General features: G+C 41.7%; 9 protein-coding genes. 2 read left to right on the forward strand and 7 right to left on the reverse strand.

The window, feature by feature from the left end; translation table 11 throughout:
• Positions 1 to 31: 31 nt before the first annotated feature.
• From J8Z24_RS17850 to J8Z24_RS17870, 5 genes are all read right to left on the reverse strand, one after another.
• Positions 32 to 3,148, reverse strand: a complete 3,117-nt coding sequence (locus J8Z24_RS17850; protein ID WP_252095883.1) for an efflux RND transporter permease subunit — start codon at positions 3,146 to 3,148, stop codon at positions 32 to 34.
• A gap of 11 nt (positions 3,149 to 3,159) precedes the next feature.
• Complete coding sequence (locus J8Z24_RS17855; protein WP_252095884.1) at positions 3,160 to 4,887, reverse strand: efflux RND transporter periplasmic adaptor subunit; 1,728 nt, start codon at positions 4,885 to 4,887, stop codon at positions 3,160 to 3,162.
• A complete protein-coding gene (locus J8Z24_RS17860; protein ID WP_252095885.1) occupies positions 4,877 to 6,202 on the reverse strand; it encodes a TolC family protein in 1,326 nt (441 codons plus the stop codon). Before J8Z24_RS17860 ends, J8Z24_RS17855 begins: the two co-directional genes overlap by 11 nt.
• Entirely contained in the window at positions 6,202 to 6,675 is a 474-nt protein-coding gene (locus J8Z24_RS17865) for a DUF411 domain-containing protein (RefSeq protein WP_252095886.1), read from the reverse strand. The genes J8Z24_RS17860 and J8Z24_RS17865 overlap by 1 nt, the downstream gene beginning before the upstream one ends.
• 117 nt (positions 6,676 to 6,792) lie before the next feature.
• Positions 6,793 to 7,161, reverse strand: a complete 369-nt coding sequence (locus J8Z24_RS17870) for a hypothetical protein (RefSeq protein ID WP_225740810.1) — start codon at positions 7,159 to 7,161, stop codon at positions 6,793 to 6,795.
• Positions 7,162 to 7,312: 151 nt separating this feature from the next.
• On the opposite strand from J8Z24_RS17870, the gene J8Z24_RS17875 reads away from it, so the two are divergent.
• Positions 7,313 to 7,921, forward strand: a complete 609-nt coding sequence (locus J8Z24_RS17875) for a hypothetical protein (protein WP_252095887.1) — start codon at positions 7,313 to 7,315, stop codon at positions 7,919 to 7,921.
• 864 nt (positions 7,922 to 8,785) lie between these two features.
• Positions 8,786 to 10,261: a hypothetical protein gene (locus J8Z24_RS17880; protein WP_176033448.1), complete on the forward strand. Its 1,476-nt coding sequence runs from the start codon at positions 8,786 to 8,788 to the stop codon at positions 10,259 to 10,261.
• Positions 10,262 to 10,738: 477 nt separating this feature from the next.
• On the opposite strand, the gene J8Z24_RS17885 is transcribed toward J8Z24_RS17880, so the two are convergent.
• Positions 10,739 to 11,461 carry a hypothetical protein gene (locus J8Z24_RS17885; RefSeq protein ID WP_147390261.1) on the reverse strand — a complete coding sequence of 241 codons (723 nt, stop codon included), beginning with the start codon at positions 11,459 to 11,461 and terminating at the stop codon, positions 10,739 to 10,741.
• 11 nt (positions 11,462 to 11,472) lie between these two features.
• Entirely contained in the window at positions 11,473 to 14,193 is a 2,721-nt protein-coding gene (locus J8Z24_RS17890) for a hypothetical protein (protein ID WP_252095888.1), read from the reverse strand.
• Positions 14,194 to 14,620: the final 427 nt, after the last annotated feature.

The raw sequence follows: 14,620 nt of genomic DNA on the forward strand, positions 1-14,620 counted from the left end.
CGCACTTAAGGCAAACTTTTTCCGCTACCGATTAGCCAGCCACTTTCTCCCTCCAGCGGATCATCAGCATATAAACTGCTGGTAACACAATCAAAGTGAGCAAAAGTGCACTAGCCATACCACCAACCATAGGCGCAGCAATGCGACTCATTACTTCAGAGCCTGTACCTGAGCCGTAAAGGATAGGTAATAGTCCAATGATAATGGTCGCCACTGTCATCATAACCGGGCGAATGCGCTTACCCGCCCCTTCTAAAATGGCGTTATTTATAGCCTCAGGAGTCATAATCTGTTGTTTTTCTTTCAGCTCACTTATAGCTTGATTGAGATACACCAGCATTATTACCCCTATTTCAACCGCGACACCTGCCAGTGCAATAAAACCGACCCCAACCGCGACAGAAAAGTTAAACCCCTCTAGGTATAGTAACCACAGCCCACCTATCATGGCCATTGGTAACGTTGCCATGATAATCGCCACTTCACTCAACCTTCTAAAGTTTACATAGAGTAGAACAACGATGATCCCAAGTGTAAGTGGCACCACATAGGCTAATTTTGCTTTCGCACGTTCCATATATTCGTATTGCCCTGCCCAGCTGATGGAGTAGCCTGCTGGCAGCTCCAGCTGTTCATTCAGCACTTGCTTAGCCGTGTCCACGTAACTACCAATGTCTACCCCATCTAAGTCAATAAATGTCCATCCGTTTATTCTCGCGTTTTCACTTTTGATACCGGGCGGGCCATTTTCAATATAAATGGTCGCAACGTCACCAAGGGCAATATTCAGTCCTTCAGCCGTCACAATCGGGAGCTGCTTTAACGCTTCAGGGGAATTTCGTAAGTCTTGAGGGTAGCGTAAACTCACCGGATAGCGCTCTTGGCCTTCCACAGTTTGCGTCACGTCCATCCCGCCAATTGCAGTTGCGACGGCCTGTTGCACATCAGCAATGTTTAACCCAAATCGCGCGGCCTTATCACGCTGAATATCAATTTTAACGTAACGTCCGCCAGCTACCCGCTCTGAATAGACAGAGGCAGTGCCCTCTACTTTGTTCAGTATGCGCTCAATGTCCTGACCAATACGCTGAATGGTATCTAAGTCTGGACCTGCTACTTTTATGCCCACTGGCGTTTTTATTCCCGTTGCGAGCATATCAATACGGGTTTTAATTGGCATTACCCAAGCATTGGTCAATCCGGGGAATTGTACGAGTTTATCAAGTTCAGCTTTTAGTTTTTCAGTGGTCATCCCCTCACGCCACTGGTCTTTGGGTCTTAATTGAATAAAGGTTTCAATCATAGTCAATGGTGCAGGGTCGGTGGCCGTTTCCGCGCGGCCAATCTTACCAAAGACATTTTTGACTTCTGGCACAGTCGCAATCAGCTTATCCGTTTGCTGTAGAATTTCTCTCGCTTTGCCAATGGAAATACTTGGATAAGTGGTTGGCATATACATCAGATCCCCTTCATCCAGTGGCGGGATAAACTCACTCCCGATTTTATCCATCGGATAGAATCCCACTATGGTAATTGCGGTAGCAGCGATAAGTGTAAGCTTCGGAAAATGTAAAACTTGCCTCAACAATGGCGTATATGCGCCAACCAAAACTCGATTTACGGGGTTTTTGTGTTCAGGAACAACCTTGCCGCGAATAAAGTAGCCCATTAAAACTGGAATAAGGGTAATAGCAAGCCCCGCCGAAGCGGCCATCGCATACGTTTTAGTATACGCAAGCGGGGCAAACATACGTCCTTCTTGCGCCTCTAAAATAAACACAGGTAAAAAACTCACTGTAATAATCAACAAACTAAAAAATAGTGCAGGCCCTACTTCTGAGGCTGACTTAGCGACAATTTCCCAGCGGTTTTCATCGTTGAGCGGCGTTTTCTCCATGTGCTTGTGCATGTTTTCAATCATCACGATTGCGCCATCTGTCATCGCCCCAATCGCTATGGCTATGCCACCAAGGGACATAATGTTGGCATTCACCCCTTGAAAGTACATCACGATAAAGGCAACCAATATCCCCAGTGGTAGAGTGACCACCGCAACAATAGAGGAGCGAATATGGAATAAGAATACAACGCAGACTAACGCCACCACCATTAGCTCTTCGAGCAACTTGGACCAAAGGTTATCAATGGCTTTGCTGATAAGCTCAGAGCGGTCATAAACGGTCACCACTTCAACGCCTTCCGGTAAGCTCTTTTGCAACTGGGCCAGCTTTTGTTTAACACCCTCTATGGTATTTTGCGCGTTTTCACCAAAGCGCATCACCACCACTGCACCAACAACTTCTCCCTCGCCGTTAAGCTCCGCTATACCACGGCGCATTTGTGGCCCAATATTGACCGACGCAACATCCGCAATCGTTAGTGGAGTCCCCTTAACGGCTTGGCCTAGTGGTATTGCTTCAATATCTTTAACACTTTGAATATATCCTGTGCTGGTTACCATGTATTCAGCTTCAGCCATTTCAATAACAGATGCCCCTGACTCTTGGTTTCCACGCTGTAAAGCCTGCTGAATATGGGTTAGGGGAATGCCATAAGCACGCAGTTTATTGGGGTCAACCTGTACTTGATACTGTTTAACCATACCGCCAATTGGCGCAACTTCAGATACACCAGCAACCGATTGCAGCTCAAATTTTAAAAACCAATCTTGCAAGCTGCGTAGCTGACTAATATCGTGCTTACCGGTTTTATCTACTAACGCATACAGATACACCCAGCCCACGCCCGTAGCATCAGGCCCCAGTTGCGGCTTTGCTGCTTCAGGTAATTGCGGTGCAACTTGACTTAGATACTCAAGTACGCGACTACGTGCCCAATAAAGGTCTGTTTTGTCATCAAAAATAACGTACACATAGGAGTCACCAAAAAAAGAATAGCCCCTTACCGTTTTTGCACCAGGCACGGAGAGCATTGCCGTGGTGAGTGGAAACGTTACCTGGTCTTGTACTACTTGTGGTGCTTGCCCAGGATAGGGGGTTTTTACAATGACTTGAACATCTGACAGATCTGGGATCGCGTCAACTGGCGTATTTTTTAAGGTAAATAGCCCAATACCAACAGTCATTAAGGTCAGCAATACCACAAAAAAGCGGTTATACACCGACCAACGTATGATAGCTTGGATCATAATACGCGCTCCTAGTGGTCTGTATGTGTATTTACTGACATCTCATCAGCAGCTTTAATGTCAGTAACCACAAATTCGTCACCTACTTCAAAGGTGAAGCTAATTGCCATCCCTTGTTTCAGTTGACTTAAATCAAGATGATGAGCGGCCACAAAATCCATCGTCGTCGCTGGGCGGTTCCACTTTTTGATGGCGTCGCGAGAAATATTCAACACTCGGGTATCAATATCAATGGCATTGATCACACCACCGACAGTTGCACTAGGTAGTGTATCATTATCCTCGCTGCTGTCGGACATAATATGAATACCGGTGAGTAATACACTGCCATTGTCTTGTTTTGTCGCTTCGAAGTGCAAAACCTGTCCTGCATTTAGTGTGTCAATATCAACACTCTCAGCCACTGTAAAATCCATCACCATTTCGGGCCATTCCCACTCAGGTACAGGTTGATGATCGATATTCACTACACGGCTTTGATAGTCCACGCGTTGAATTTCTCCTTCAATCCAAACAGACTTAGCCTCAGCAACTGGCGCCATACGCATAAAGTCAGAGGTAATGCTAGATTGAGAATCAATCAAAAAATGGGCTGACGTAACGATTGTGTCTCCTTCGTTAAGACCATTGAGGATTTCAATGTTTTCACCACTGACTTGCCCTAGTTCAACAGCAACTGATTTAAAGCTACCGGGTGCAACTTCAACGACAACACGGTTTTGTTTGGCTGTACGGATCACCGCTTCACTTGGCACTTGTAATACCTGATCACGAGAATCTGCATGAATCGTTACTTGCGCAAACATATTTGGCTTTAATAACGCATCACTATTGTCAAATCTGAGCCTGACTCTGAGTGTTCGTGTTTTTTCATTGAGTGAGGGGTAGACATAATCAACTTGCCCTCGCCACGTTCTACCGGGTAAAAAGTCCAACCTCATGGAAACTGCTTGTCCCTGAGCGACCAGCATTGCATCACGTTCAAATACGTCAGCTTCAACCCAAATCTCGTCTAGTTTGGCAATACTCATGAGTGTTGTACCTGGCTTTACATAAAACCCCTCTCTGATCTGCAGACCGTCGAGTACCCCGGACTGGCGAGCATAAAAAGTAATGCTTTGATGTACTTCGCCTGTGCGTTTTAGTGTACTGATAAATTCCTCACTTAAATGTAACGCCTTAAGACGCTCCTGTGCTGCACTGACAAGTGCTTTATTATTGCGTTTACGTGCGATCAGATACTCCTCTTGCGCATTCACAAGCTGAGGAGAATATAGTGTGTAAAGTGGCTCACCTTGTTTTACTGCCTCTCCCGCGGCTTTCACATAAAGCTTTTCAATCCAGCCTTCAACTCGGGGATGGATGTGTACCAAGCTATCTTCATTGTATTGGATATAACCCACTGTCTGAACTTGATAAGACATCATATCCCGACTTACCAGTGCTTTGCGAACCCCCATATTGTTTTCAACATGGGGGGCAATCTCCACAACCCCCTCACCAAAGGCAGCATTAGAGCTCTCCTCTTCATATACAGGGATCAAATCCATGCCCATTGGAGATTTACCTGGCTTATCACGGCGATAATTGGGATCCATGGGAGCAACCCAGTAAAGTGGGGCCTGCGCTTCATTCGTTGCAATCTCTTGCTCGCCATTTGTAGATAGAGTCAAACCAACAAACATGCCCAATGTTAGAGTAACTACCCCAACTAGTATTAGCTTAACGTTACTGTTCATGTGTGGTCTCCTTGGCAACTTGGGTCAAATAGTAATTACTGCGTACTACCGCCTTGAGCAAGGCAATATCTATAGCAAGCGCCGATAATTGCGCGTTCAATTTGGCAATACGCGCCCTCACTACTTCAGCAAAGTCACCATCGTCATTTGTATACGCTGTCAACGCGGCTTCTGCTTGCTCTGCACTTTGTGCCACAATCGCCTTTTCGTAAAGGAAGCGGCGCTGCTGCAAACGTTGAATTGACTGAATTTCACCGTTCAAATTCGCAAATAGTTGCTTTAACACTATCAAGCGATCAGTCTTAGTCGCTTCAAACTCCGCAATAGCTGCGGCCTTTGCTTGATCTTGTTTACTATCAGTGAAGAGTGGCAGATCAAACGAGACACCCACGCTAAAAAAGTCAGAGCGTGACATTTTATTCGGCGCATCATCACGAAAGGCATAACTTGCGTTCAAAGCAAACTGCGGTTTATAAGCTTGTTCAGCTAATTTAATACCTTGTTCTGCTTGATAGGTCGTGACATCAGCAGCAACGACTTGTGGGTGTCGTGCTAAATACTGCACAAGCGTTTGGCTGTCACCATGACCTTCACGCAAAAACTGAGGTGCCAAAAAGGGGATCTTAGGTAACGTAATGTGGTCTTCAATAGATATTGGTAGTGTTTTTTTATTGTACAGAGAATCATCTAGTAACCATTGCTCAAGTTTTGCTTTGGCGATATTAAGTTGTTGAAAAGCCGCTGAACGTTTATCGTCGAGCTGCATAACCTCGAGCTGTGCTCTGATGACATCTTGTTGACGAGTCGGCCCAACCGCATTAGCGTAACTCGCGTTTGCGATTTCAACCATCTGTTCGAAAAGCACGCTATCGCGTTCAATTAACGATAACGTTTTCTTTGCCTGTACCATATCCAACCAAAGAAGAGAGACATCACGACGTACCTGAGCTTGTCGGTCTAGTTGTAATATCGGCTGCTTATTCGCATTAAGTTTTAATTGCGTACTTTTGATTTCAAGACTATCTCCACGAGGGAGCATTTGCATGACACCCACTTTAAGTTGGGTCATGCCCTCTTGGTTAAACTCCCAGCTATCGACTGGTAAATTCATTGTAGCGACGCTTACTTGTGGATCTGGGTAGCTTAGCGCCTCACGACTCATGGACAACATCGCAGAACGTCGATGATTACTAGATTTAAGCCAAGGATCGTGTTGTATCGCTACTTTTATTGCATTTTCCAGTGTCATTGTATTTGCTCGCAGCGAAGCAGAAAACACAATAGCTGCAAACAGGACACAGATGATTACTTTCATTAGAACTGTTCCTCATAGCGACTCACTTCAGCAAAAACCTCATAGCTGCCATCTTTTTTTAGTAACAACACTTGGAATGGCATAAATCGCTCTCCCATTTCCATGCCCACAGAGCCAATTGGCATTGCTGGTACACTTAACCCAATGTTATTGCTGTCTTGTGTTAGCGTTTCATCTTGTAGAAAGCGCTTGATAAACTTGGCAGGTACATGACCCTCAAATACAAAGCCATCTTTAGAAACACCAGTATGGCAAGACTGATAATTTTGTTTGATACCAAATTTGTTTTTAAGCGAGCCTAAATAATTTAGATCTGTCGCCTGGTGCGAAATACCTTGAGCGGTGAGATGGTTGAGCCAAAGCTCACAACAGCCACAAGTTGGGGATTTAAATACTTCTAGTTCAATATGGGGTTTACCGTATGCCACAGCACTCATTACCCATAGCACCAACATTAGAAAAAGTTTTCTCATGCTAACCTCGCACATGATTCAAAGCACAAAAGCCTTGAAAATTACATTATAAAAAAACACCACCTGATCCGATGGATAGATATAAATCAGTATAAAAAAGGCAGATCTGCCCTGTGGCTAGGCGATTATCGGTGGCTTATAAAGAGATTGAGGGTAAGTACTTAGCTGCCCGCTTACAAAGTTAAGTTTATCGCTGTGTAACGCGATCAGCGCGAGCCATTCGTTTAAGGAAAAAGCAGCTAAATTTGTTGAGCACATGTGTGTTGGACAGGTGCATTCATTGCACTGTGTAGCGCTTTTAGGGTCACAACAGTCCATCTCTGCGCTCATCATTTGATGATGTTCAGACTGCGTATGTTTGCTGTGAGTTTTTGCTTCGTTATTTGTACTGTGCATTTCACATGCTGCCATAGACGCAGCAGCGCTTTGACCACTAAGAGTAGCCACCACGAACAAGGTGATAAGTATGCGTAATATTAGCTGCAAAATGCTTTTCCAAGTCAATAACATCGCAATGATAAAAATCAATGTGAAGAAATGCAAGCAAATCACGCTTTACGGATTATTATTTTCTTTCATCATTGATATACTCTGCGCTCATTACACAAGCATTACTCTGGATCAAGGATAAGAATATATGAAATTAGTTACCCTTGCTGCGACATTGGCTTTCACAACTTCCAATGCCGTAACCGCAGCCGACTTTGGTGAATTTGGCATATCAATCTATGGTGGTGAATCATTCAGTAGCGATATTGAAACTTCGCGTCACCAAAAGTACGAACTAGAGGATGATTCTCATTTTGGGATCAGTATCGATAAGTATGTGCCACAAGGCCGTTATGGCTTTTATTATGGTACAACCGAAACTCAGCTAACAGCCTACCCACTCAACAAAGTTGAAATGGAGTATTTGTTTTTTCAAAGTGCTGTCGTACGACCGCTTACTGAAAACCTCGATGTCTACCTTGGTGCACAAATTGGTGCTACCTTTGTTAATCCTAACTTTATCGACTCAGACACATTCTTTGCTACAGGTCTTTATACTGGTTTAGAGTATGATGTAGGTGCCGGTTTTCATTTTGGAGCGCAAGTACGTTGGATAGCAACAATGCTTAACAATGGCTCGAAAGTCACGTGCGACCTTGACCCTGCAACAGAAAATACCTGTAGCTGGCACTTTGATGATGAGCTGATGAGACAATACCAAGCAAGCGCAACACTCAGTTATCGGTTTTCTCTATAGCTAACTTTTACAAGAGGAAGCGCGCCTTTAATGCCAAAAGGAGGCCTCCTCTCGTGTCAAAACCCACTGTAGTTCGGGTTCTCCTGACCTCAATACATCTCACTTTTTCAGACGGTGTAAGGTTGAATGTTCTTAAAAGCATTGCCATTTCAAAATTTACTCAGGGTACAGATCGAAGAACTGAAAGAGCATGTGAAACCTAGCTTAAAGCCTAGTTCTTAACCAAACCAGGGCGGTGATCTTTGTTTAACAAAAGATACTCTATCTTGGTTTTGGTCTTGGTACAAATCAAGACCACTAAGAACCAAAAAAGTCCCATGATAATCTAAAAAAAGCAGCTTTCCTTCTCTTATCCTCATTATAGATGTGAAATTAGCTATTTAAGCAGTCAACGGCTACCTTCAATAAATGAGCAATGCCCGCTTAATATTAGAGTGGACCACACTCCTCGGCTGAATTAAGGAATAAATAAGATCGAATTGATTACTCGCTATGCTTTATTTAAAATATTAAATAAAAAACCACCAAAAAGATCAAAAACCGAACAAACCAATCATTCAAAATAAATCATCATTAAAATTTTAAAACCTAAATAAAAAAACCCAAAAAGATCAAAAATCAAACAACTCAACATTTTAAAATAAAAAATCATTAATATTTAAAAAAATGCGAAATAAAAATTAAAAAATAAAGGTTAAATAAATTAAATACCCACAACCAGTATGTTAAAAAAAGATCAACCAAAAAATATACAAACAAAAATATTGATATAATCCAATTAATTAAATAATATACCCACCTCATTTTATGCCCCTATTGTTTGTAGGGGTTTCAGTTCGTATTATTTTTATTAGGGAAGGAAAGATGCGTTCATTTATCAAGCAAAACATTTCTAAAAAATCTCTTCTAGCTTGTGCAGTATCACTTGCACTTATCGGCTGTGGTGGTAGTGACAACGACAATAACACGAACTCACAAATAGATAATGGTAACAGTGGAAGTGTTAATAATGATACCAAGGCTGGTACAAAAACCATCACCGCAATCGATGGTTACCTAATCAATGCTGTAATTTGTAACGACACTAACAATAACTTAGTGTGTGAAGACGAAGAAGTACTGAAAACACAAAATAGTAAAGGCGAAACTGTTGACCTAGTAACCAATGCTAATGGTCAAGTTGTGGTTACTGAAAATGTCAATGTATTAGTTAAAGCTGTTGCAGGACAAACAGTTGATGCAGATACCAATGAGGTAATTAAGCAAGGTTATACCCTCGCCTCTCATTCCGACTCAGATATCGTATCTCCGTTTTCAACACTTGCATCTTTGAATAGCATGAGTATGGAAGCTCTAGCAGATCATATTGATGTAGATGCTGATGTTATTAAATCAGACTTTGTCGCAGCAAAAGCAGTTCAAAAAACTTCAGAAGATGCGAAAGAAGCTCACTTAGTAGCCCGCTCTGTAGTTCGTTTACTACCTGAAGATTTATCGCAACTGCTTGGTAACGCTTCACACAACGAAGCTCTATTAAGTGATACGGTTACTATTTCTAACATTGCAGATGATGTGGCACTTGACAATATCGATAACCTTATCATCGAAAAAGATGAAAGCGGGTTTGTTGTTTCTGATACCACAAAAAATGATAATGACGAAGTCACTCCTGAGCCGGAACCGGCTCCAGCCACTTTACAGACGACTTTAGAGCAAGGTAACGGCCAATGGTACTCGGGTTCATTTAATAGTGAGCTGCTAAATGATGAAACTGTTGAGCTATTCACTTTCACTAATGGCACGGTTTCAGCAGGTGCAAGCACATTTAGCTATACAATCGAAGGCAACACAATTATTGCTGAAGGTGAAAAGACCCATATCATTTACTCTTCTGACGCCCTAATTTTGGGACTAGATCCAGAAGCACAGGATATGGTCTTCTTTGCAAAACATTATGATTTAAGCCGAGAAAATGCAGCTGCATTTTCCGCTGAAGCCCTATCAAATCAAACACTTTATGCTGTAATGGATGATAATGCTTCTGGCTACCAATCGCCTGAGCCAATGCTTATTAAACAAACGTTTAAATCTGACGGTAAAGTCGTTTTTGAGTCCATGCTTAACAACGAAAGCTTTGAAGGTACGTGGAGCGTGAATGACGCTGGCGTATTGACTGTAGTCTCGGTTGATGAAGGCAATACAAAGACTGAGCATTACTATCGTAGTAAAAGCACTGCTGATGTATATTTAGTTAGAGCAGAGTTAAACCATACTTTACCAATGGTTGTCACTACAAATTACGAAACAGCTAAAGCGATTTTTGATAAGTTTGTATTTTAATTAAGCTCACCAGTATTCCTTACTAAGCACTAGCCAAAAGGCATCCTTAGTTTGACGACCCTTTTTTTACGGGGTCTACTAGCTTATACTTAACCTGACAGTCACCACTTTGAAACGGTGTCTGTCAGTTTCCGTAGGTAATTACACCAATACACTTTCAGAGTGCACAGCAGCTCCCCCTAACTGGTTCGAGAAGCAACTCATAATATCTCTGTCACTACTTTTCATCAGTCAAGAGCAACTCTGACGACCATTGCCTTTCCGCTTTCGATAACTCGCAGACTGTTTTCTCAGTTTGACATAATCACTATCGAATATCGATGTGAGTTAAGACGCAATGTTACTTCAATGATTGCACACATCCACTGTTTTTCTATGTCTCTTTAAAGTGGCATGACTAATAAAACTATTAAGGGTCTCGCTTTTATTCCTTTGTCAGTGGGCAAAAATGTCTACACAGCGAACTTACCTGTTAGATTAACCGTCTAACTCATCCCAAAAATTAGCTTTCCTGTTGTGTTGAAAGTCATCGAGTGTTTGGTAGCTATTAGAACCAACTGAGCCATAATACATCTCTAAATTACACAGTGTTTTAAACGACAGGTGATGCGCTTTGATATTAAAACATACAGTTTCAATATCTAACTCCTTCCATTTAGCAAGTAATGATTTATGAATAAAGAAAGTGTCAGAGTGCCTTTTTAATAGCATTCGAATAATAAGCCGTTTGGACACTGGAATATTTTCAAATCGCAACCTTGCACGCTCATGGAAAAAAACTTTATGAAACGACAACGCGGTAAAACCCGTTCTTTCATCTCCGGCGGCATCAACAATGGTTGCAGAAGTTCGAGTCACCCCTAAAATAGGAGAAAATTCTACTCCTTCTAAAAGATCGTTGCGGAGCATTAGAGAGCTATCTCCCCAGCAACTAGATATTTCTGGTAACCTAAGCGGTTGATGTCCCAGCGACTGCTTTATATATCCAGCTTTATCGGTTTCACAATCCACGCCAAAGCGCATAGGCTCATCCCCTAAGTAAAGCTGAGGCACTTGTTCACCCTCGTCTACAATAGGTCGCCATATAAAGTCGTATTCACTCAGCCACATATCAGGATCATCTTCTGGCCCATAAACCTCACCGAAGCGAATTAATTGTAATGGTAAGTATTCACTAAGGATCCCTTGTAAATCATTCATCGCCTCACTCCTCAGCGCAAACTTGATACTTTTTCAGCAAGTGTCGTATAAAATCCCTGCCATGTTTCTATCCAATCATCCGTAAGCTCATCAACATTAAGCTCTGGATCATGTCGCATCTCAAAATCTGCACTACCATTTGTGAGGTAATGATCAAAGAATAACTGTTCCGCAACTTTCTTTAAGACCCTATTACCTCTTGTCTTATGACTACACAATAGTTTGATAAGGCGCAGCTGCACCTGTTCATCTGGCTCTACCAATATTTGTGGTAAAATACGAGTACTATATTTACTGTAATTTTCAATGTGGAGGTCGTACTTTTTAGTGTCAGAATAGTGACCAAAATAACGCTGGAATTCAGAGAAGATAATGACACCTGATAAATAATCAGTAACCGCTTTTTGTAATGTTTTAGCCCGAGCTTGGTAACTTTCAAATTGCTCAGCCAGAACAGTAAGCTTATCCAGATCAACTTGATTATCCAAAATAATATAGTGACTAGCCCAAGAAATGCTATTTGACCCAGAGCAGAATGTGACCCCATCTGTTTTAGCAACAAGTATCAATGATTCAACATCATATAAAAATATCACAAAGTTTACGTCGTTTTTGATGGTCAGTACTTGTTGATGTAGGGAAACTGGTAACTCAAATTTTTCAGGTAAAAATTCAATATGATCACTAAACAGCAGCTCTTTTTGATTAAAGTAAGTAGCAATAAAGTCATCATCAAAATATAACGTTGAACTAATCAATGCTTCAATCATGTTTTCACGCTGGTAAATCAAGGGTGTTGTCACTTTCGGCGCTAAGCGATAGACGTCAAGATAAAAATAGTCCTTCGTGGCTGGCGTCACTTTAGCCAGTGCTTTATCCCACCTTTCTCGGTCTGACTTTTTCATTTTGACGTACTGCTTAACCAGCTTCTCATACCATTGAATGTCATAACCCTGCGCTAGTCGAACTTCAAATGTCAATAAGTCATATGTATCAACATTCACTTGCTGTAAATTAGCCAAGATTTGCTTCTTTTGTTCTGGTTCACCAAATGAACCAAAACGCTTCAATTGCAGCCCAATGAAGCAACTCAAGGATGCTTGTGGCGCTATTTTCAGCGCCATTGCAATTACTTTTCTAGTAATAATGTTTGGCTCACTTAATTCAAGCCAATAACAACTAGCAAGCACAGCTTGAAAATCACTAATACTACTAAACAATTGGGTATGTGGTTGTGCTGTATGCTCCGTCTTATGCGCATCTAGTCCAGTATCAGGCGCGAGATTTTTAGCTAATCGATCGATACACTCGGTATCAATACCTTGTTTTTCAGAGGTTAACCAAGCAACAAAAGACTCTGGTAATTTACAATCATGCGCTATGTCCTCTTCAATTTTTTTAAGTACTTGCTTTATTAATGACTCATTAATTAACTGCCTTAATGCTTGAGTGCTCTCGTCATTTATCGCAGATAATTTATCTTGATAGAGTAAAATACATGCTAGTAATAGCCGGCTTGATGGTTCTGTTCCCAGCCAATTTTCGGGGTTTACAGCTTGCCGATTACTTTTAAAAAGTTTTGTAATTTCGCACCACTGTCGATACGAAGCAAAATGGTAGTCTTCTAACTTATCGAGCAGTTCCAAAATTTGTTGTTTTAATTTTTCAGAGACACCGTCTGTGGATATTTCGATCTCTTGAATAAAACGAGCTTGATAAGCTTCTGCGCTCAGGCATGCGGTGTCCTGATCTTCAACGAGTAATTCGTAGAAATCATCAGACCATGATTGCTGATCGAAAAGGTGATAAAAAATATCCAATATACGTAAGAAACAAGCCTGTTTTGCTTCTTTTTTACTTTCGCTCTCTAATAACTCCTCAGTAAGTTCACTTATCGCTCGATAAAAATATTGCTGAATTTCATTTTGCTCTACAATAGTGCTATGGCGAAGCGTTGACATTATATAATTATAAAATTCAGGTGCATATCGACATGCATGAGGTAACAGCAAAACATGGTCAAGATCAAGCAACGCATGTGACCGAACTAATTGCTCCTTCCCTTTCCCAGTTTTTACATATGCCCATAATGCGGAACCAGATGGAAGGGATTCTATAAATATTTTCACTATCGATAGGGTTGGCGTGATTTCAAATCCTAACTGACGTTCGTCCTGACAGCCAAAGCCGAGGAACTTAGCCACACTTGCGAAAAAACCATCACGTGTCTTTTTCTCAGCGTTATCAACTGAAGAAGTCTGCTGCTCCGGTTGTTGGTAATCTGCAATTCCAGGCCAATTGGCTTTATCACGGAAGTCATTCAACGCGGCCCCAACATTATCAGAACTATTTTCAATTAACCCTTGAAGTTGCTGAGTGCACCACCGAAATGTTTCTTTGGGATTTGATAAACAATTATGGCGAAACACAGATAAAAACGTCGTAATATCAGCGCTGACAGCAACAGCTACTACTTCATCAACAAATACTTGTATCGTGGTCGGATCACAATAACAAAGGAAAAAGTGTGTATTTTCTGATACCGCGAGGATATCAGAGTGTGAGATCCCTTCAGCTTGAAGAATATTATGCAGGGTATTATGACACCATTGCGCGGTATGATTTGTAGTAATAAATACTAAACAAGGGTCGTCATAGCTATCTAACTTTTGAAATTGAAGCCGAACAGCTTCGGTAAACACCGGGGGGTCAAAAACGCATTCCATCGACATAGATACTCGAATATTTTAAGTAATAGACCGTATAAATACACAGGTAATATAAAGAGAATCGCGATTATACACATAACAAAAGTCGCAGTAAAAGTTAGAATACCGATACTTTTGGATTGTATTGAACTCGATTCCCCAAGTACTAACTTTCACATAAAGTGGCGATGAATCCTAAGTTTGAGGAGCGTACTTGTGAGCTATCATTAGAATTGCTGTTTCTAACTAACTGAGCTGCGTATAATTAATGCCTTTTTAGAGCGCTAACTGAGTTGAATTCACTTCCAATAGACAGCCCCCAGGATGTAGGTACCTTAGCGAGAGCAGGACGCGGGAGCGGTGTTTTCCCTAAAACTCTCTGGCTAGACAAGGAAAAAACTAAGTTGTGCTTTAGCAACAATAAGTTGGAATATTCTTATCCAAACCTCAG

It is taken from the genome of Pseudoalteromonas sp. SCSIO 43201 (assembly GCF_023716725.1).
GTDB lineage: Bacteria > Pseudomonadota > Gammaproteobacteria > Enterobacterales > Alteromonadaceae > Pseudoalteromonas > Pseudoalteromonas peptidolytica.